This window comes from Pseudomonas sp. TE24901 (genome assembly GCF_054058375.1).
The window spans coordinates 185,074-204,825 of sequence record NZ_JBSSAF010000001.1 but is presented as its reverse complement, the minus strand read 5'-3'; the positions used below and the strand labels follow the sequence as shown (position 1 = coordinate 204,825).

The following is a 19,752-nucleotide window of genomic DNA, read 5'->3' as shown; positions in this document are numbered from 1 at the left end:
TGCATCGCCGGCAAGCCAGCTCCTACAAGGGCCCGCCCCCAGAAGGAGGCGGGCAGCAGGCAAATCAGTAGCGGTAAGCGTGCGGCTTGAACGGACCTTCGACGGTCACGCCGATGTAGTCGGCCTGGGTCTTGGTCAGTTGGGTGACCACGCCGCCGAAGCCGCGGACCATTTCCAGGGCCACTTCTTCGTCGAGTTTCTTCGGCAGTACTTCCACGGTCAGGCGCTCGGCTTTCTGGGCGGGCGACAGGTCGGCGTACTTCTGGCCGAACAGGAAGATCTGGGCCAGCACCTGGTTGGCAAACGAGCCGTCCATGATGCGGCTTGGGTGGCCAGTGGCGTTGCCCAGGTTAACCAGACGGCCTTCAGCCAGCAGGATCAGGTAGTCGTCGTTCTGTGGGTCGAAATCGCCAGCGCCGGTACGGTGAACCTTGTGTACCTGAGGCTTCACTTCTTCCCATGCCCAGTTCTTGCGCATGAAAGCGGTGTCGATCTCGTTGTCGAAGTGGCCGATGTTGCAGACAACAGCGCGCTTCTTCAGGGCCTTGAGCATGTTTGCGTCGCAAACATTCACGTTACCGGTAGTGGTCACGATCAGGTCGATCTTGCCCAGCAGTGCTTTGTCGATGCTCGCTTCGGTGCCGTCGTTCTGGCCGTTGATGAACGGCGAAACCACTTCGAAACCGTCCATGCAGGCTTGCATGGCGCAGATCGGGTCAACTTCGGAGACTTTAACGATCATGCCTTCCTGACGCAGGGACTGGGACGAACCCTTGCCCACGTCGCCGTAGCCGATCACCAGGGCTTGCTTGCCCGACAGCAGGTGGTCGGTGCCGCGCTTGATGGCGTCGTTCAGGCTGTGACGGCAGCCGTACTTGTTGTCGTTCTTGCTCTTGGTCACCGAGTCGTTGACGTTGATGGCCGGGATTTTCAGCTCGCCCTTGGCCAGCATGTCCAGCAGGCGGTGAACGCCAGTGGTGGTCTCTTCGGTCACGCCGTGGACGCGGTCCAGGATGGCCGGGTATTTCTTGTGCAGCAGCTCGGTCAGGTCGCCGCCGTCGTCGAGGATCATGTTGGCATCCCAAGGCGCGCCATCTTTGAGGATGGTTTGCTCCAGGCACCACTCGTACTCTTCTTCAGTCTCGCCTTTCCAGGCGAAGACCGGGATACCGGCAGCCGCGATGGCGGCAGCGGCCTGGTCTTGAGTCGAGAAGATGTTGCAGGACGACCAACGCACTTCGGCACCCAGGGCAACCAGGGTTTCGATCAGCACGGCAGTCTGGATGGTCATGTGGATGCAGCCGAGGATCTTGGCGCCTTTGAGTGGCTGCTCGGCGGCGTACTTGCGACGCAGGCCCATCAGGGCTGGCATTTCGGATTCGGCGATGAAGGTTTCGCGACGGCCCCAGGCAGCGAGGGACATGTCGGCGACCTTGTAGTCGTTGAAATCTGCAGGCGTGTTTACTGCGCTCATGAAGAGCCTCCATTCGTAGTGTGCGAATGGGCGCCGTTGTGCGTTTAGTATCAGGCCGGAAGTACCAGGCCGGACAACGCCCCATCCGAGCCTGACAGGTTGAACCTGCTGCAGCGCCCCTCGGACAGGTGGCGGGAGAACGGTATCAATCGAAGATGACCGTTTTGAAGCGGGGGCGATTATAGCCGTCTGGTTACGCGTTCTAAAAGCCTTTCCGTCGGCCATATGAAGATCGCTGATGGGGTTGATAGGCGATGGCTCATAGAGCTTGGGCCCAGGCTCTGCCATGATGATGCCCATCATTTCGCCAGACGCTTTGGAGTGACCATGAACTTCCACACCCGCAAATGGGTAAAACCCGAAGACCTCAACCCCAACGGCACCCTGTTCGGTGGCAGCCTGCTGCGCTGGATCGACGAAGAAGCGGCCATTTACGCGATTGTCCAGTTGGGCAACCAGCGCGTCGTCACCAAGTACATCTCCGAAATCAACTTTGTCAGCGCTTCGCGCCAGGGCGACATCATCGAACTGGGCATCACCGCCACCGAGTTCGGTCGCACCTCCATCACCCTGACCTGCGAAGTGCGCAACAAGATCACCCGCAAAAGCATCCTGACCGTGGAAAAAATGGTTTTCGTCAACCTTGGCGAAGATGGCTTGCCTGCGCCCCACGGCCGTACCGAGATCAAGTACGTGAAGGATCAGTTTCAGGACGACAACGTCACCGAGTAACACCATCGTGGTGTGATTTGCATTGCCAAATCATTCCGCCTGGATCTTTCTCCGGCGCCTCATCGCTCAGGACACCCTCCTGTAGCGAGGGCCTGTGTATGAAAGTGCCCTGTTCCCCTGTCCAAATGCGCCCCCTGGACGAGATGATGCGCATCGAGTCGCGCGAGGCCAAGGCCTGGCACATACCGGGCCACTGAACAGCTGTCGTCGCGGCGTGTCGTAGCTACAGGCACCCCTCGAGCGCTGAGCGATCATGGCTACTGAAGAAGACGGCAAGACCCCCAACCTGTCACAGGAAGAGCAGCAGGACGTGGACAAGAACCAGCCGCCTCGCGCGGCGGTTCTGCATGAAATCATCCGCACCCAGGGCGACCAGGAACTGGAGCGCAATGTCGCGGCGCTGTGGTGGTCGGCGCTGGCGGCCGGCCTGACCATGGGGCTGTCCCTGATGGGGATGGGCCTGCTCAATTCACGCTTGCCGGACGGCGAAGGGTTCAAGGTGATCGCCAGCTTCGGTTATTGCGCGGGTTTCCTCGCGGTGATTCTTGCGCGTCAGCAGTTGTTCACCGAAAACACCCTCACCGCCGTGCTGCCGGTGATGAGCAAGCCGACATTGGCCAATGCTGGCCGGTTGCTGCGACTGTGGACCGTGGTGCTGGTGGGCAACCTGTGCGGCACCTTGCTGGTGGCCTACGTGATGCTGCATCTGCCGATTTTCGACACCAAGACCGACATGGCCTTCCTCGACATCGGGCGCAAGGTCATGGAGAACGATCCCGGGCAGATGTTCGCCAAGGGCATTGTCTCCGGTTGGATGATTGCCACCATGGTGTGGATGATCCCGTCGATGGAAAGCGCCAAGCTGTGGATCATTATCCTGATCACTTACTTGATGGCGCTGGGGGACTTTACCCACATCGTGGTGGGCTCGGCGGAGGTGTCTTACCTGGTATTTGCTGGCGAATTGGCCTGGAAGGACTTCTGGCTGGTGTTTGCCGGGCCGACGCTGGCGGGCAACATCATTGGCGGCAGCTTTATCTTTGCGCTGATCAGCCACGCACAAATCCGCAGTGAAAACAGCCTGCCGGGCAAAAAGGCTGCGGACCCGAGGCATCCGCAGCCGATCAGCAAGGATCAGTGAACGTCAGGCGTGGCCTGGGGCTCGTCCCGGGTCACGCGCTTGACCAGCTTGCCGATGCTCAAACCCTGCAACAGGATCGACGACAGCACCACGATATAGGTGATGCTCAGCAGCAGGTCACGTTCCGGACCTAGCGGCAGGGCTAGCGCCAGTGCTACCGACACACCGCCGCGCAAACCGCCCCAGGTGAGAATGCGGATGGTGCCCCGTGGCACCGTGCGCCAGCGGCGCAGCAACAGGATCGCTGGGGCGACGGTCAACAGGCGCGAGAGCAGGATTGCCACTGCCAGCAGGCTGGCAGCGAACACATGCAGCCAGTTGAACGGCAACAGCAGCAGCTCCATGCCGATCAGGGCGAACAGCAGGGCGTTGAGCATGTCGTCGAGCAATTCCCAGAAGCCGTCCAGGTAGCGGCGGGTCATGTCGTTCATCGCCAGCTTGCGGCCCAGGTTGCCGATGATCAGGCCGGCCACCACCATCGCGATCGGGGCGGAGACGTGCAGTTCCGTGGCCATCGCCGAGCCGCCGATTACCAAGGCGAGGGTCAGCATCACTTCGATCTGGTGCTGCTCGATGCTCTTGATCATCAGGTACACCAGGTAGCCGATCAGGCCACCAAACACCACGCCGCCGATGGCCTCGTGGGCAAATAGCATGGCAGTGGCGCCCACTGTAGGTGTTTCGCCCAGCTGCGCGATACCCAGCAAGACAGTAAACACCACCACCGCCGTGCCGTCGTTGAATAGCGACTCGCCGACGATGGTGGTTTTAAGCGGTTTGGATGCATTGGCGGTTCGTAGCACGCCGAGTACTGCAATCGGGTCGGTGGGGGAGATCAGTGCGCCGAACAACAGGCAGTACAGGAAGCTCACCTGCCAGCCGAACAGGGCAAAGATGTAGTACGCCAGGCTGCCAATCACCACGGTGGCGATCAACACACCAAAGGTCGCCAGCAGGCCGATGGGCCAACGGTAGCTGCGCAGGTCGTTCAGGTTGACGTGCAAGGCGCCGGCAAACAGCAGGAAGGAGAGCATCCAGTTCATCAACAGGTCGCCGAAGTCGATCTGGCCGATCAACTGCTGGATACGTTCTTCCAGGCCGGGGTAGCCGAGAAAGCTCAAGCCTTGCAGGATCAGGGAAAACAGCAAGGCCGTGACCATCACGCCAATGGTGGGCGGCAGGCCGATAAAACGGAAGTTCACATAGGTGAGCAGGGTGGTGAGGCAAATGAAGGCGGCGACAAGTTCAAGCATCCGGGGTCCTTGGAAGTTGGGGGGAGAGGATTGTTGATGGTGGATGGACCGCAACTGCGGCGGGTGGTTGCAAGCGTCCGGGCAAATGCCGGACAGAACCTTTAAGCGCACCGGGGCTCATAGCGGAAGGGTGCGGCCTGGCTTTATTAGTGCTAAAACTCTAACTTCTGACTAAAACGACAAAAAGGAATCAGTGATGACGGTCGCTTTCTGGTGTGTGTTGATCGCAATTTTCCTGCCTTATCTGTGCACGGGCGTGGCCAAGTTCAGCGGCGGCAAGTTCGGGCCACGGCAGAATCACGACCCTCGCGCCTTCCTGGAAACCCTTGACGGGTTTGCCAAGCGCGCCCACAACGCCCAGCTCAACAGTTTTGAAGTCACTCCGGCGTTTGCCGCGGCGGTGATCATCGCGCACCTGGCCGGTACGGCGTCACTGGTGACGATCAATGTGCTGGCGGTGCTGTTTATCACCAGTCGCCTCCTGTACATCATTTGCTACCTGGCGGACTGGGCGATGTTGCGTTCGCTGGTGTGGTTCGTGGGCATGGCGTTGATTGCGAGTTTCTTCTTTGTCTCGATCTAAAGATTGACGACGATCTCCTGTGGGAGCGGGCTTGCTCGCGAATGCGGTGTGTCAGTACCGGATGTGCTGACTGGCGCACCGCATTCGCGAGCAAGCCCGCTCCCACATTTTGATCTCTAGCGTCTCTTAGGTTCCGGCAGGGGCATCGGGTACGTGCGGCAATGCAGCCCCCTTGGGCCATAGCATCCAGATCTGCCCCTGCTGCTTCATGTTGCCGGCCAGTTCACCCGCCGCGTCGCCGGTTCCCCAGAACAGGTCGGCCCGCACTTCACCCGTGATCGCACCACCTGTGTCCTGCGCCGCGACGGGCCTTGCGATAGGCGAACCATCCGGTTTAGTCGTCGACAGCCACAGCAAGCTGCCCAGCGGAATCACCTTACGGTCTACCGCCACGCTGTAGCCAGCAGTCAGCGGCACGTTTAGCGAACCGCGTGGGCCTTCGTTGCTGTCGGGGCGGGCACTGAAAAACACGTAGCTGGGGTTGCTCGCCAGCAGCTCGGGAATACGTTGCGGGTGTGCCTTGGCCCAGGCGCTGATGGCGCCCATGGTCACGTCATCCTTTTTCAACTCGCCTTGTTCCACCAGCCAGCGGCCGATAGGACGGTACGGGTAGCCGTTCTGGTCGCCATAGCCGACGCGCAGTTGCCGCCCGCCTGCCAGCTGAATGCGGCCTGAGCCCTGGATCTGGAGGAATTGCAGGTCCATTGGGTTTGTTAGCCAAGCGATCGGCTTGGCACTGGAACCTTGGCCATTGATGGTGCTGGCGTCGTCATAAGGCTTGAGCACACGACCTTCCAAGCGACCACGCAGACGCTTGCCCTTGAGTTCCGGGTAGATGCTTTCGAGGTTGACGATAATCAGGTCATCCGGCACGCCATACACCGGCACGTTGGCGGTGGCGGTTTTGGTCAGGCTGCCGGGGTAGACCGGTTCGTAATAGCCGGTGATCAAGCCGTTAGGCGTGTTGTCTGCCGAGCGCAGGCCGAAGACATCCAGGCGCTCCTTGAGAAAGCCGCGAACCGCTGCGGCATTGCCCGGCACGCTGGCTGCAGCGGCACAGGTCGCGCCCCAGACCGGGTCGGCCTTGAGACGTTGGCAGGCACTGCGCCAGGATTCAAAACCGGCCAGCAAGTCAGTGTCGGATACCGTGGGCAAAGCTTCCCAGGGTGCGCTCACGTAGGTGGCGACAGCATGGGGTTTTACGATTTCATCTTTGCCCGCGTCCTTGCCGCCATCGCAGCCGGCCAGCAGCGCGATCATTGGCAGAGCCCACGCCAGGCGGCGGCTCCAGGCTTTTTGGGTGACATTCATACAAACACTTCCTGAAGCGATTGCCCGTGATTTCACGCACTCGGGCAACCCTTATTATTAATAGGGCTATTGGTCTTTACGGGCGGGGCGAGGATACTGGCCGCCGTTTCCCGTGACCTCGAAGCCATCATGACTTTTAAAAGACTGACCGTTGTATTGCTGGCCTGCCTGATGCTGTCCGCCTGCGGCGGTGTCGACCCGAATTCGCCGTTGGGCCAGCGCAAAGCGATCTTCAAGCAGATGCTCAAGACCGGCGAAGACCTGGGTGGCATGTTGCGTGGGCGTATCCCGTTCGACGGTGCGAAGTTCGCTGAAGGCGCGGTCAAGCTCGATGCGTTGTCCCATGAACCGTGGAAGCACTTCCCGAGCGTGCGCGAGGAAGACCACACGAGTGCCAAGGACAACGTGTGGCAACAGCAGGCACGTTTCCAGGAACTGGCGCGCAACCTTGAAGCCGCCACCGGTGAGCTGGTGATCGCGAGCCAAGTGCAGCCTTACAAGGCCAGCAACCTTGGGCCAGTGGTGCAGAAGGTCGAAGACGCCTGCACGGCCTGCCATAAACAGTTCCGCGACCACTGACCGGTTTTACTTGTCGAGTTCTTCGACTGCGTCCTGCAGTTCTTTGCGGGACTGGGCGAGCTTGTCTTTGCGTTTGTTGATCTTGTCGGCGTCGCCCTTTTTCATCGCCTTGTCGAGGTCGGCCTGACGGCGGCTGACTTCGTGCTTGGCGTCGAGCACCTTGTTCTCACGCTCTTTCTTCAAGGACGCATCAGTGCAATTGGCGGTGACTTCGCTCAGGGCTTTCTCCAGGCCGGCTTGCTGTTCGCTGTTGCCGTGGGCCTTGGCTTGATCGATCTGGGTGCTGATGGCTTGGCGCTTGGCGGCGCAGCCGGTGAGTTGAGGGGCTTCTTCTGCGGCCAGTAACGGCGTGGCCATGAAACTTGCGACGGTCAGCAAGGCAAGTGGGGCGAGAAATTTCATGTAGGGCTCCAAGGTCGCAAACAGGTGGCAGGGTGAATTCTGCCGTTGGTTTAAAGGTGGCCGGGCCGGGCTCAAAACCCGTCTATCCCGGCGACGCGTAATGTTTCAGCCAGTGCCTGAACGTGCGGGTCGCGAAAAAAAGCGCTGAGTTGCGCCGCGCGCCCCGGGCCGATGCCGTCTGTGGCCATCCAGGTCTGGGTATCTCTGGCGGCCAGGCTTTGCCAGCCACCGTCCAGGTTGTTGCGTGCCGAAGGGGGTACACCCAGGGCTTTGAGCCATTGTGCAAAGGGCCGTTGCCGGGCGCTGTGAATGCTGTCGAGCACTCGCGCACGGCTGCGGTCGCCGAAGCCATCAATGTTAGCAAGCTCTGCCTCATCCAGGGTTAACCAATCGAGAAAGCCTGCGATTAGACCGGCCTGGAGCAATACGTTCCAGGTTTCACGGCCCATATGGGGCAAAGCCAGGCCCTGGTCGCCGCTCATCCAGGTCAAGCGTGCCAGCAATTGCTCCTCGCAGCCCGGGTCCAGTTGCCAGCAGCTCAAGGGGTGAAAGTCGCGGGCGTCAGGGACAGCGATGGGCACTCGGGTCTCGTTGCGCAGAATCACCTGGTCCAGCCGAGGAATCACCTGGCCGGCCAAGCTGATGGACACATGGTCGCCGGGGCGGATGTCCAGCGCCTGCCAGCGCTTGAGGGAGCCGACGCTGACCCGGCTGATCTGCCTGTCGTCCATCCGCACGGGTTCCAGTTCAAGGATCGGCGTGATGCGCCCGGTTCGCCCGATCTTGAATTGCACCTTGCGTACCAGCGCCAGGGCCTTGGCCGCCGGGTACTTCCAGGCAACCGCCCAGTAGGGTGTGCTGGCCTGCCAGCGTTCGGCGGGTGCGTGCACCGCTTGATGCAGCACCACCCCATCGCTGGCGAACGGCAACGGGTGGTTGAACCAATAGCTGCGCCAGTGTGCGGCGTCGGTGATGTTCTGGAGGGGCTGGCTGTAGCGCTGGCTGTCTGGGAAACCCCAGCGTGCGAGTGTGGCGAGACGTTCGGTGAAGTCGCGCGGGCCATCGGGCCAGGCCCAGACGAACAGGCCGATACCGTTGGCCTCAGTGTCGCTCAGCTGTCGTCGGTTCATCAGGCCGGCCACCTTGCTGCGGGCGCTTAGCCCGCCGGTGGCCGACTGCACATGATCGGTGAGGCGCCAATAGAGTTCGCCTTGCAGCACCAGGTCAACAGGTTCCGGGAGTTGCTGGACGATGCCTGGGATCTTGCGTGCGGCGGCTGACCAGTCCTGGCCGAGCAGCCCGTCGCCGCGACTGATGAGCTGGCTCAAGCGACCCTGGCGATACACCAGTGTCACCGCCACACCGTCGACCTTGGGCTGGATCCAGACGTTTTGCCGCGCACTGAGCCAGTCGGCTACTGCTGCTTCATCCAGCAGTTTGTCCAGGCCTGTGTGAGCGACTGGGTGACGCACTGTGCCTCGCGAACTCGCCAGCGGGTTGTCAGGCTGGGTTTGAGGAAAACACTGGCGCCATTGGGCCAGGCGACCCCGGGCCTGATCGTACAACTCATCGCTGACAGGCGACTGGCCAAGGCGGTGGTAGCTGTCATCCCATTGGCTGATCTGCCTGGCCAGACTGTCGAGTTGAGATTGGGCGTCATCCGGGCACGCTTCGGCCCACGCCAGGAACGGCACCGCACTCAATAAAAGAGCAATCAGAAAACGCATCATGAGCATCCTTGCCCGAAAAGGACGCACAGCCTAAGTGATCCTCACGGTCACAAAAAAGCCCCGACAGCGCGGGGCTTTTTACCGGGTGTTTCTACTTACTTGAACAGACCGCCCAAGGCTTTCACCGGGTCGGCCTTGGCTTCCTGTGTTTGCGGCTTGGCGTCGGCTTTGGCCTGGGTCTCAGCGAGTTTGTTGCAACCTTTGTTGATCTGGTCTTGAGCGGCTTTGAAGGCTTTCTCTTTGAGATCGTCTTTGGCGGCCTTGGCAGCATCGATCTTGGCTTGCAGGTCGTTGGCTTGTTGCTGGCAATCGCCGGAATTGCTCACGCCCAGTTTGGACGTCAGGGCACCACCCAGGGCGCTCAGGTCGGCAGCATGGGCCGGCAGGGCGAACAGGCTGAGCAGAAGGGCGGCAGGGGCGAGTGTGGAAATGCGCATGAAAACCTCAATGTTCGATTGCCTGCGCGCGTGTCTATCCCGGGCTGGCGCAGGGCAATATCCAAAAAAGGTGAAGGGCCCGAGAGGGCGCGGATTCTAGAGGGCCATTATTTGGCCTGCAAGTATTGGATCCAAAAAACGTGAAGGTCGTCCCGTAAACGCCAGCCATAAAAAAGCCCTGCCGGAGTAACCCGGCAGGGCTCTGTGCACCGCGAGCGATTACAGACCGGCAGCCGTGCGCAGGTCGTTGGCGCGGTCAGTTTTTTCCCACGTGAAGGTGGTGAAGGTGTCGTCGCCGACCGTCTTCTGCGCAGGGGTACGACCGAAGTGGCCGTAGGCTGCGGTTTCCTGATACATCGGGTGCAGCAGGTCGAGCATGGTGGTGATGGCGTAAGGGCGCAGGTCGAAGATCTCACGCACCAGCTTCACGATCTTGTCATCGCTGATCTTGCCGGTGCCGAAGGTGTTCAGCGAGATCGACGTAGGCTGGGCCACACCGATGGCGTAGGAAACCTGGATCTCGCAACGCTCGGCCAGGCCGGCTGCCACGATGTTCTTGGCCACGTAACGACCGGCGTAGGCAGCGGAACGGTCAACCTTGGATGGATCTTTGCCGGAGAACGCGCCACCGCCGTGGCGGGCCATGCCGCCGTAGCTGTCGACGATGATCTTGCGACCGGTCAGGCCGCAGTCGCCCACCGGGCCACCGATGATGAACTGGCCGGTCGGGTTGATGTGGAACTGGGTGTCCTTGGTCAGCAACTCGGCAGGCAGCACGTGCTTGACGATCAGCTCCATCACGCCTTCACGCAGATCGGCGTAGGAAACGTCCGGGTTGTGCTGGGTCGACAGTACAACGGCGTCGATACCGACAACCTTGCCGCCTTCGTAACGGCAGGTCACCTGGGACTTGGCGTCCGGGCGCAGCCATGGCAGCAGGCCGGATTTACGAGCTTCGGCTTGCCGTTGCACAAGTTGGTGCGAGAAGGTGATCGGTGCTGGCATCAGCACGTCGGTTTCGTTGCTGGCGTAGCCAAACATCAAGCCCTGGTCGCCGGCACCCTGATCTTCAGGCTTGGCGCGGTCCACACCCTGGTTGATGTCGGGGGACTGCTTGCCGATGATGTTCATCACGCCGCAGGTCGCGCCGTCGAAGCCAACGTCGGAACTGGTGTAGCCGATGTCGGTGATCACGTCACGAACGATCTGCTCCAGGTCAACCCAGGCAGTGGTGGTCACTTCGCCGGCGATGATCGCTACACCGGTTTTCACCAGAGTCTCGCAGGCCACACGGGCGTGCTTGTCTTCAGCAATGATGGCGTCCAGCACCGCATCAGAAATCTGGTCGGCGATTTTGTCCGGATGCCCTTCAGACACGGACTCGGAGGTGAAAAGGGAGTATTCGCTCATCTCGATGTTTTCCTGATATTTACCGATGGTGAGTGTCGCCAGCCGGTCGCTGAAAGTGGCGGACCTGGATCTGGAAACCATTACGTAAACCTACATAGAGGCTTTCCCCGGGAACGAGTCCCGCAGCGGAGGCCCAACGGGCCAGATCGTCCTGTTCAAAGCCTAACCAGAGATCACCGCAGGCCTCCCTGGCCCAATTCTGGTTGTGGCTGCATAAGTCCGTAACCAACAGGCTACCGCCGGGATGCAGCAACCCGGCCATTTGCTTGAGGGCGTCGGCGGGGGCGGCGAAATGGTGCAAGACCATGTTCAGCACCACGCAGTCGGCCCGCAGGCTGGTGTGATTCAGGGCATCGGCCAACTGCAGGCTGACGTTGCCCAGTGCTTCGCGCTCGCACAGCTGGCGCGCCAGTTCGAGCATCGCCGGGCTGTTGTCGAGCGCCGTGACCTGTTGGAAGCGCCGCGCCAGTTCGGGCAGAAAGCCACCGTCCCCGGGGCCGACTTCCAGCGCCGTCGCCTCATCACTGAAGCTCAGCTTGTCCAGCAGTGCTAATACGCTTTCTCGGTACTGGGGCAGGCCGGCAATCAGGTCCTGCTGGGCGCGAAACTTCTCGGCGACCCGTGAGAAAAAGTCCTGGCTGGCGGCAGCCCGTTGCCCGTGGACCTGGCCGATGCGCGACTGTACGTCGCTGGGCAGGCTCACGTTATCCACTTCTTCGAGCAGGGCAGCGTGCAGCTTGCCGCCCAGCAGATCGGTGTGGGGCAGGGCGCGGCGGTAGAAAATCGCATTGCCTTCACGGCGAGTGGCCACCAGGTCGGCCTGGGCGAGCACCTTCAAATGGTGGCTCATTCCGGACTGGCCGATGGCGAAGATCTGCGCCAGTTCCAGTACGCCAAAGGAGTCGTTGGCCAGTGCGCGCAAGACGTTCAGGCGCAGCGGATCACCAGCGGCCTTGCATAAGGCTGCCAGCTCTTCGCCGTCGTCGGGACGCAGGGAGGGCACAGGTAGGTTCATAAGGCCAGCAGTCTAGTGACGGGTGGAAAACCCTGCAAGGCCAATATCAAAAAGTTTTGATATTGATCGATAAGTGGCGGTTATAAGCAGCCGCTATAGCCTTTAGACGAACGGGTGACCGGTTTCTGCAAGCGAATGGCGCCCAAAGCACAGGAAAAACGCCCTCAAGTGACTATCTGTGATTGCCCGCAGGCGGTGGCTGAGGGAAAATGCCGGTCCTTTTTTCCGTTTCTTTTCAGCAAACCCCAGGAGATCAGCGATGCCCAGCCGTCGTGAGCGTGCCAACGCCATTCGTGCCCTCAGCATGGATGCCGTGCAAAAAGCCAACAGCGGCCATCCAGGTGCCCCAATGGGCATGGCGGATATCGCCGAGGTGCTTTGGCGTGACTACCTGAAACACAACCCGAGCAACCCATCGTTCGCCGACCGTGACCGCTTCGTGCTGTCCAACGGCCACGGCTCGATGCTGATCTACTCGCTGCTGCACCTGACCGGCTACGACGTCACCATCGACGACCTGAAAAGCTTCCGCCAGCTGCACAGCCGCACCCCGGGTCACCCGGAATTCGGCTACACCCCAGGCGTCGAGACCACCACCGGTCCCCTGGGCCAAGGCCTGGCCAACGCCGTGGGTTTCGCGCTGGCTGAAAAAGTCCTGGGCGCACAGTTCAACCGCCCTGGCCACGACATCGTCGACCACCACACCTACGTGTTCCTGGGTGATGGCTGCATGATGGAAGGTATTTCCCACGAAGTCGCTTCCCTGGCCGGCACCCTGGGCCTGGGCAAGCTGATCGCGTTCTACGATGACAACGGCATCTCCATCGACGGCGAAGTCGAAGGCTGGTTCACCGATGACACCCCTAAGCGTTTCGAAGCCTACAACTGGCAAGTGATCCGCAACGTCGACGGCCACGATCCGGAAGAGATCAAGACCGCCATCGACACCGCCCGCAAGAGCGAGCAGCCGACCCTGATCTGCTGCAAGACCACCATCGGTTTCGGTTCGCCGAACAAGCAAGGTAAAGAGGACTGCCACGGCGCCCCACTGGGTGACGCGGAAATCGCCCTGACCCGTGAAGCCCTGAAGTGGAACCACGGCCCGTTCGAAATCCCGGCTGATATCTACGCCGAGTGGAGCGCCAAGGAAAAAGGCCTGGCGACCGAAGCCGAGTGGGACCAGCGTTTCGCGGCCTACTCTGCCGAATTCCCAGAGTTGGCCAACGAGCTGGTTCGCCGTCTTGCCGGTGACCTGCCTGCCGACTTCTCGGAAAAAGCCTCGGCCTACATCGCCGAAGTCGCGGCCAAGGGCGAGACCATCGCCAGCCGTAAAGCCAGCCAGAACACCCTGAACGCTTTCGGCCCGCTGTTGCCGGAAATCCTCGGCGGTTCGGCTGACCTGGCCGGTTCCAACCTGACCCTGTGGAAAGGCTGCAAAGGTGTGTCGGCTGAAGACGCCAGCGGCAACTACATGTACTACGGCGTACGTGAGTTCGGCATGAGCGCCATCATGAACGGCGTTTCCCTGCACGGTGGCCTGGTGCCTTACGGCGCGACCTTCCTGATGTTCATGGAATACGCCCGCAACGCCGTACGCATGGCTGCGCTGATGAAGAAGCGTGTGATCCATGTGTACACCCACGACTCCATTGGCCTGGGCGAAGACGGCCCGACGCACCAGCCGGTCGAGCAATTGACCAGCCTGCGCACCACGCCGAACCTGGACACCTGGCGCCCAGCCGACGCGGTGGAGTCCGCCGTGGCCTGGAAGCACGCCATCGAGCGTAAAGACGGCCCTTCGGCGCTGATCTTCTCGCGTCAGAACCTGCAACACCAAGTGCGTACCGACGCGCAGATTGCCGACATCGCCCGTGGCGGTTATGTGCTGAAAGACTGCGCGGGCGAGCCGGAACTGATCCTGATCTCCACCGGTTCCGAAGTGGGCCTGACCGTTCAGGCCTACGACAAGCTGACCGAGCAAGGCCGCAAGGTGCGTGTTGTTTCGATGCCCTGCACCAGCGTGTTCGAAGCCCAGGACGCCGGCTATAAGCAATCGGTTCTGCCGCTGCAAGTCGGCGCGCGTATCGCCATCGAAGCGGCTCACGCCGACTACTGGTACAAGTACGTGGGCCTGGAAGGCCGCGTGATCGGCATGACCACCTACGGTGAGTCGGCGCCGGCGCCAGCGTTGTTCGAAGAGTTCGGCTTCACCCTGGAAAACATCCTGGGTCAGGCTGAAGAGCTGCTGGAAGACTAAGGCTGTAAATTGGGGTGGCTGTGCTGGCCCCTTCGTGAGCAAGCCCGCTCCCACATTTGGAATGCATTTCAACTGTGGGAGCGGGCTTGCTCGCGAAGGCGGCGGCACATTCACCTCTTTACCCACGGTAATCGAGAACCTCATGCCTCAACCGCGTCCCTACAAAGTTGCACTCAACGGCTACGGCCGCATTGGTCGTTGCGTCTTGCGTGCTCTGTTCGAGCGAGGGGCGGCGGCCGGGTTTGAAATTGTGGCGATCAACGATCTGGCCGACATGGCCAGCATCGAATACCTGACACGCTTTGACTCCACCCACGGCCGGTTCCCAGGCGAAGTGCGGGTTGAGGGCGATTGTCTGCACATTAATGGCAACTGCGTGCAGGTCTTGCGCAGTGCCACCCCCGAAGGTATCGACTGGAAAGCACTGGGCGTCGACCTGGTGCTGGAATGTTCCGGTGTCTATCACACCCGCGCCGACGGCCAGCGTTTTCTCGACGCCGGCGCGCCGCGTGTGCTGTTTTCCCAGCCGATGGCCAGCGAGGCGGATGTCGACGCCACCATCGTCTACGGCATCAATCAGGATTGCCTGACCGGTGATGAGCTGCTGGTGTCCAACGCCTCCTGCACTACCAACTGCAGCGTGCCGTTGTTGCGTTTGCTGGATCAGGCGATCGGCCTGGACTACGTGTCGATCACCACGATTCACTCGGCGATGAACGACCAGCCGGTGATCGACGCCTATCACCATGAAGACTTGCGCCGTACGCGTTCGGCGTTCCAGTCCGTGATTCCGGTGTCCACCGGCCTGGCTCGCGGTATCGAAAGATTGTTGCCGGAACTTGCCGGGCGAATCCAGGCCAAAGCCGTACGGGTGCCGACGGTGAATGTGTCCTGCCTGGACATCACCATGCAAACCGTCAGCGACACTGATGCGACGGAGGTCAACCGGATCCTGCGCGACGCCGCCACCAGCGGCCCGCTCAAAGGCTTATTGGCCTACACCGAGTTGCCCCACGCCAGTTGTGATTTCAACCATGACCCGCATTCGGCGATTGTCGATGCCAGCCAGACCCGCGTTTCCGGCCCGAGGCTGGTGAACATCCTGGCCTGGTTCGATAACGAATGGGGTTTTGCCAACCGCATGTTGGATGTTGCGGAACATTATCTGCACATCGCCTCTAAACAACCTCAACAGTAATTCAGGAACTGCGACCCATGACCGTGTTGAAGATGACCGACCTCGATCTGCAAGGTAAGCGCGTACTGATTCGCGAAGACCTCAACGTCCCCGTCAAGGACGGTGTTGTCGCCAGCGATGCGCGAATCCTGGCCTCGCTGCCGACCATCAAGCTGGCCCTGGAAAAAGGCGCGGCCGTCATGGTCTGCTCCCACCTGGGTCGTCCGACCGAAGGTGAGTTCTCCGCTGAAAACAGCCTCAAGCCTGTCGCCGACTACCTGAGCAAAGCCCTGGGCCGCGACGTGCCGTTGGTGGCTGACTACCTGGGTGGCGTCGACGTCAAGGCCGGCGACATCGTGCTGTTCGAGAACGTGCGCTTCAACAAGGGCGAGAAAAAGAACAGCGACGAACTGGCCCAGCAATACGCGGCGCTGTGCGACGTGTTCGTGATGGACGCATTCGGTACCGCTCACCGCGCTGAAGGTTCGACCCACGGCGTGGCCAAGTTCGCCAAGGTGGCAGCTGCTGGCCCGTTGCTGGCTGCTGAACTGGACGCACTGGGCAAGGCCTTGGGCGCTCCGGCGCAACCGATGGCCGCCATCGTGGCCGGCTCCAAGGTGTCCACCAAGCTGGATGTGCTCAACAGCCTGAGCCAGATCTGCAACCAGTTGATCGTCGGCGGCGGCATCGCCAACACCTTCCTGGCCGCAGCCGGTCATCCGGTGGGCAAATCCCTGTACGAGCCGGACCTGCTGGATACCGCCCGCGCCATCGCCGCCAAGGTCAGTGTGCCATTGCCGGTAGACGTGGTCGTCGCCAAGGAGTTCGCCGAAAGCGCAGAAGCCACCATCAAGCTGATCGCTGATGTGGCCGCCGACGACATGATCCTGGACATCGGCCCGCAAACCGCGGCCAACTTCGCCGAACTGCTGAAAGCCTCCCAGACCATCCTGTGGAACGGCCCAGTCGGCGTGTTCGAATTCGACCAGTTCGGTAACGGCACCAAAGTGCTGGCCAAAGCCATCGCTGAAAGCTCGGCATTCTCCATCGCGGGCGGTGGCGACACCCTGGCGGCCATCGATAAATATGGCGTTGCTGACCAGATCTCCTACATTTCTACCGGTGGCGGCGCATTCCTCGAATTCGTCGAAGGCAAAGTACTGCCGGCCGTTGAAGTGCTGGAAACCCGAGCCAAAGGCTGAGGCTCGTGATCCGGAAAAGGAGTATTCCCATGATCAAGTCGTTGGCACTGGTGATCGCAGCGGGCCTGTTGGCCGGCTGCGGCAGCACGCCAAGCGCGGCCCCGGAGGCAGGTAACCCTGCGCCGGGGCAGCCGAAAAAAAGCTGCTACCAGGCGGACTGGCAGGCCGAGACCATGCCGGTGATCAACAAGCGCATCGGCAACGAACGCTTGGAGAAATACGACGCCGCGCCCAACGGTCAGGAACAGGGGTGCCCTTGACGGGTCTGATCAACTGGCGGCCGTGGGCCGCCCTACGAGGATTGGCAATGAAAGGCGTTTTCGCCCTGGCAGCCGTGGCCCTGTTGGCCGGCTGCAGCAGCATGAACATGTTCACCAGCAAGGCCGAGCCTGCCGACAAGTGGACTACCTGGACCTGCGACAGCAAGGCCGAGGTCAACTGGCGCTTTGCTAATCAGGCTAAATCCGAGGTGGACGTACGCCTCGGTGGTTCCGACCAGGTTTATCGCCTTAAACAGGACGTTGCCGCTTCGGGCGTGCTGTATGCCAACGACCAACTGGCGTTTCACACAAAAGGTGAGGAAGGCCTGGTTTACTGGGTGGCCACCGACGATTTGATCGGCCGTGGTTGCAAAGCCCAGTAGTGGGATCAATGAAGATCAAATGTGGGAGCTCCCTCGCCACAGCAAGCCAGCTCCCACATGATTCGGTTCCAGATTGGAATTTGGGTCAACCTATTAGCAATAACGATTCAGCAGGCCAAGGCTCAACCCCTTGATCTGCAATAACTTGAATAGCAGCCACCGCTACGGCAGGCTTGCACGATTAACGACCCTCGACCGGGAGAGACAACACAATGGCACTTATCAGCATGCGTCAAATGCTGGACCACGCAGCCGAGTTCGGCTACGGCGTCCCAGCCTTTAACGTCAACAACCTTGAGCAGATGCGCGCCATCATGGAAGCCGCTGACAAGACCGACTCCCCCGTGATCGTCCAGGCTTCGGCCGGTGCCCGCAAATACGCCGGCGCGCCGTTCCTGCGTCACCTGATCCTCGCGGCCATCGAAGAATTCCCGCACATCCCGGTGTGCATGCACCAGGACCACGGCACCAGCCCTGACGTGTGCCAGCGCTCCATCCAACTGGGCTTCAGCTCGGTCATGATGGACGGCTCCCTTGGCGAAGACGGCAAGACCCCAACCGACTACGAGTACAACGTACGCGTGACCCAACAAACCGTCGCCATGGCCCACGCCTGCGGCGTGTCGGTTGAAGGCGAGCTGGGCTGCCTGGGTTCCCTGGAAACCGGTATGGCCGGTGAAGAAGACGGCATCGGCGCCGAAGGCGTGCTGGATCACAGCCAAATGCTGACCGACCCGGAAGAAGCTGCAGACTTCGTGAAGAAGACCCAAGTGGACGCCCTGGCTATCGCCATCGGCACCAGCCACGGCGCCTACAAGTTCACCAAGCCACCGACCGGCGACGTGCTGGCCATCGACCGTATCAAGGAAATCCACAAGCGCATCCCTAACACCCACCTGGTGATGCACGGTTCTTCCTCGGTCCCGCAAGAGTGGCTGGCGATCATCAACCAGTACGGCGGCGACATCAAAGAAACCTACGGCGTACCGGTTGAAGAAATCGTCGAAGGCATCAAGTACGGCGTGCGCAAGGTCAACATCGACACCGACCTGCGCCTGGCATCCACCGGCGCCATGCGTCGCCTGATGGCCACCAACCCAAGCGAATTCGACCCGCGTAAGTTCTTTGGCGCCACCGTAACCGCGATGCGTGATGTGTGTATCGCACGTTATGAAGCGTTTGGTACTGCCGGTAATGCTTCGAAGATCAAGCCGATCTCGTTGGAAGCGATGTACCAGCGGTATTTGAAGGGTGAGTTGAACGCTAAGGTGAATTGAGCCTTAGACGTTTAAAAAGAAGCCCGCAGTGATGCGGGCTTTTTTGTGCCTGCCTTTGTAGGAGCTGGCTTGCCGGCGATCGTGGGCTACCACTCAACATATCTGTGACTGACACGCCGCAATCGCCGGCAAGCCGGCTCCTACAGGTATTGAGGCCGCTTTCACTCGTGATCAATATCCAACTTAGCAAACGTCACCCTTGCCCCCTCCTTGCTGTTCCCGCTGTTGTCCTGCACATACACCCCCGCCTTGAAATACAACGGCTTCGCGCCCCACGCCGCGCCGATGCGTTCGTTCCATTCCCCGTCGGCGGCATACACGCTTAACAGTCCGGCTTTGTTCAAGTTGATGACGTAAGTGAAGCTTTTCTCCAGCGGCACATTCGACGCCACGATGATCACCCGCCCTTCATCCTCATCCGGGCGCATGCGCACTTTGGCGACGATGTTGCCGGTCTGGGTCTTCTCCTTGAATTGGTATTCAAGCTTGATCAGCGGCTTCTGGCTGTCAAAGGCGTGAATCTGTCCGATCACGATCTTACCCGTGGAGGGCACCTGGTTGACGGTCAGGGTCGCACGCAGGAAGTTGTCGGCATCCGGGTAGGTCCAGTTGCGCAGGCGCCCATCGGCGTAGGTCTCTCGCAGTTCGCTGCGCGGGTAGATGGCGTTTTCGGTGCGGCTGCCGGTCACCGGGGTCCAGAATTGCACGTTGCTGCCTTCGGCCTGGAAATATTGGTCCTTGAAGCCGCTGAGCAGTTTCGGGGTGTCGATGGTCGCGGGTGGCGAGCCGACCGGAATGCTCAGGTTCCAGGTAGAGAGGTCGATCATGGCGTTGGCCTTTTACAGAGGGTGAAAGCTTTAGCCCGGGGGCTCACAGGTTCTTTATAGGCGCTGGCGGCTCACTTGTTAAACGGCTGATGGCGATTTATTGGCGTCAAGGGAATGCCAAAAAGCCATGTTTCCCGTGAATCGGGGCCTGCAGGGGTTGACCGTTAGTCGGCTTCCTGAGCTTTGGGTCAATGATGGCACCCGCGTCACTTCTGATTTTCGGGAACCGGGGCTAGAGTGAGGCCTCAGCGTTTGTCCGGGTTTTCTCTCAGAAATGACCGGAAGCACCCCAAGGAAGAGAC

Annotated in this window: 19 protein-coding genes and 1 riboswitch; of the genes, 10 read left to right on the top strand and 9 right to left on the bottom strand. The window is 60.6% G+C overall.

Annotated features, from left to right (window positions below; genetic code table 11):
* Positions 1–64: 64 nt before the first annotated feature.
* On the bottom strand, positions 65–1,474 hold the full coding sequence (ahcY, locus tag ACVWVP_RS00905; protein ID WP_178920075.1) for an adenosylhomocysteinase: 1,410 nt from the start codon (positions 1,472–1,474) through the stop codon (positions 65–67).
* 21 nt (positions 1,475–1,495) lie between these two features.
* A riboswitch (S-adenosyl-L-homocysteine riboswitch) is annotated at positions 1,496–1,602 on the bottom strand.
* Between the two features lie 199 nt (positions 1,603–1,801).
* Here ahcY and ACVWVP_RS00900 point away from each other — a divergent pair.
* Positions 1,802–2,206 carry an acyl-CoA thioesterase gene (locus tag ACVWVP_RS00900; RefSeq protein ID WP_178920076.1) on the top strand — a complete coding sequence of 135 codons (405 nt, stop codon included), beginning with the start codon at positions 1,802–1,804 and terminating at the stop codon, positions 2,204–2,206.
* Between the two features lie 253 nt (positions 2,207–2,459).
* Positions 2,460–3,347, top strand: a complete 888-nt coding sequence (locus ACVWVP_RS00895) for a formate/nitrite transporter family protein (RefSeq protein WP_178920077.1) — start codon at positions 2,460–2,462, stop codon at positions 3,345–3,347.
* On the opposite strand, the gene ACVWVP_RS00890 is transcribed toward ACVWVP_RS00895, so the two are convergent.
* On the bottom strand, positions 3,341–4,600 hold the full coding sequence (locus ACVWVP_RS00890; RefSeq protein WP_178920078.1) for a cation:proton antiporter: 1,260 nt from the start codon (positions 4,598–4,600) through the stop codon (positions 3,341–3,343). The two genes, ACVWVP_RS00895 and ACVWVP_RS00890, sit on opposite strands and share 7 nt — an antisense overlap.
* A 196-nt stretch (positions 4,601–4,796) precedes the next feature.
* Here ACVWVP_RS00890 and ACVWVP_RS00885 point away from each other — a divergent pair, with 196 nt between their 5' ends.
* Positions 4,797–5,183: an MAPEG family protein gene (locus tag ACVWVP_RS00885; RefSeq protein ID WP_176996725.1), complete on the top strand. Its 387-nt coding sequence runs from the start codon at positions 4,797–4,799 to the stop codon at positions 5,181–5,183.
* Positions 5,184–5,309: 126 nt separating this feature from the next.
* Here ACVWVP_RS00885 and mltA read toward each other — a convergent pair whose 3' ends face one another.
* On the bottom strand, positions 5,310–6,494 hold the full coding sequence (gene mltA, locus ACVWVP_RS00880) for a murein transglycosylase A (RefSeq protein ID WP_259172158.1): 1,185 nt from the start codon (positions 6,492–6,494) through the stop codon (positions 5,310–5,312).
* Positions 6,495–6,623: 129 nt separating this feature from the next.
* Between mltA and ACVWVP_RS00875 the strand changes: the two genes are divergently transcribed.
* On the top strand, positions 6,624–7,073 hold the full coding sequence (locus ACVWVP_RS00875; RefSeq protein WP_259172156.1) for a c-type cytochrome: 450 nt from the start codon (positions 6,624–6,626) through the stop codon (positions 7,071–7,073).
* A 6-nt stretch (positions 7,074–7,079) separates the two neighbouring features.
* On the opposite strand, the gene ACVWVP_RS00870 is transcribed toward ACVWVP_RS00875, so the two are convergent.
* The 5 genes from ACVWVP_RS00870 to ACVWVP_RS00850 all read right to left on the bottom strand — a co-directional run bounded on the left by ACVWVP_RS00870 (position 7,080) and on the right by ACVWVP_RS00850 (position 12,067).
* Positions 7,080–7,475 (bottom strand): DUF1090 domain-containing protein, encoded by a 396-nt coding sequence (locus tag ACVWVP_RS00870; RefSeq protein WP_259172154.1) that lies wholly within the window; start codon positions 7,473–7,475, stop codon positions 7,080–7,082.
* A 71-nt stretch (positions 7,476–7,546) separates the two neighbouring features.
* Positions 7,547–9,205 (bottom strand): NAD-dependent DNA ligase LigB, encoded by a 1,659-nt coding sequence (gene ligB, locus ACVWVP_RS00865; RefSeq protein WP_457404204.1) that lies wholly within the window; start codon positions 9,203–9,205, stop codon positions 7,547–7,549.
* Between the two features lie 95 nt (positions 9,206–9,300).
* Positions 9,301–9,642: a hypothetical protein gene (locus ACVWVP_RS00860; RefSeq protein ID WP_178920083.1), complete on the bottom strand. Its 342-nt coding sequence runs from the start codon at positions 9,640–9,642 to the stop codon at positions 9,301–9,303.
* Positions 9,643–9,861: 219 nt separating this feature from the next.
* Positions 9,862–11,052: a methionine adenosyltransferase gene (gene metK, locus ACVWVP_RS00855; RefSeq protein ID WP_178920084.1), complete on the bottom strand. Its 1,191-nt coding sequence runs from the start codon at positions 11,050–11,052 to the stop codon at positions 9,862–9,864.
* A gap of 19 nt (positions 11,053–11,071) precedes the next feature.
* Entirely contained in the window at positions 11,072–12,067 is a 996-nt protein-coding gene (locus ACVWVP_RS00850; RefSeq protein WP_259172148.1) for an ArsR/SmtB family transcription factor, read from the bottom strand.
* Positions 12,068–12,326: 259 nt separating this feature from the next.
* Here ACVWVP_RS00850 and tkt point away from each other — a divergent pair, with 259 nt between their 5' ends.
* The 6 genes from tkt (at position 12,327) to fba (ending at position 18,623) form a co-directional block, all read left to right on the top strand.
* Entirely contained in the window at positions 12,327–14,324 is a 1,998-nt protein-coding gene (tkt, locus tag ACVWVP_RS00845) for a transketolase (RefSeq protein ID WP_178920086.1), read from the top strand.
* Positions 14,325–14,466: 142 nt separating this feature from the next.
* Positions 14,467–15,522, top strand: a complete 1,056-nt coding sequence (epd, locus tag ACVWVP_RS00840; RefSeq protein ID WP_016977753.1) for an erythrose-4-phosphate dehydrogenase — start codon at positions 14,467–14,469, stop codon at positions 15,520–15,522.
* Between the two features lie 17 nt (positions 15,523–15,539).
* Positions 15,540–16,703, top strand: a complete 1,164-nt coding sequence (locus ACVWVP_RS00835) for a phosphoglycerate kinase (RefSeq protein ID WP_178920087.1) — start codon at positions 15,540–15,542, stop codon at positions 16,701–16,703.
* Between the two features lie 29 nt (positions 16,704–16,732).
* The gene (locus ACVWVP_RS00830; protein WP_176996715.1) at positions 16,733–16,963 is read left to right on the top strand and encodes a hypothetical protein; all 231 of its coding nucleotides are present in this window, start codon (positions 16,733–16,735) and stop codon (positions 16,961–16,963) included.
* A 47-nt stretch (positions 16,964–17,010) separates the two neighbouring features.
* A complete protein-coding gene (locus tag ACVWVP_RS00825; protein ID WP_178920088.1) occupies positions 17,011–17,346 on the top strand; it encodes an MliC family protein in 336 nt (111 codons plus the stop codon).
* Between the two features lie 212 nt (positions 17,347–17,558).
* Entirely contained in the window at positions 17,559–18,623 is a 1,065-nt protein-coding gene (fba, locus tag ACVWVP_RS00820; protein WP_003177554.1) for a class II fructose-bisphosphate aldolase, read from the top strand.
* Positions 18,624–18,784: 161 nt separating this feature from the next.
* Here fba and ACVWVP_RS00815 read toward each other — a convergent pair whose 3' ends face one another.
* Positions 18,785–19,450: a polysaccharide lyase family 7 protein gene (locus ACVWVP_RS00815; protein ID WP_259172134.1), complete on the bottom strand. Its 666-nt coding sequence runs from the start codon at positions 19,448–19,450 to the stop codon at positions 18,785–18,787.
* Positions 19,451–19,752 lie beyond the last annotated feature (302 nt).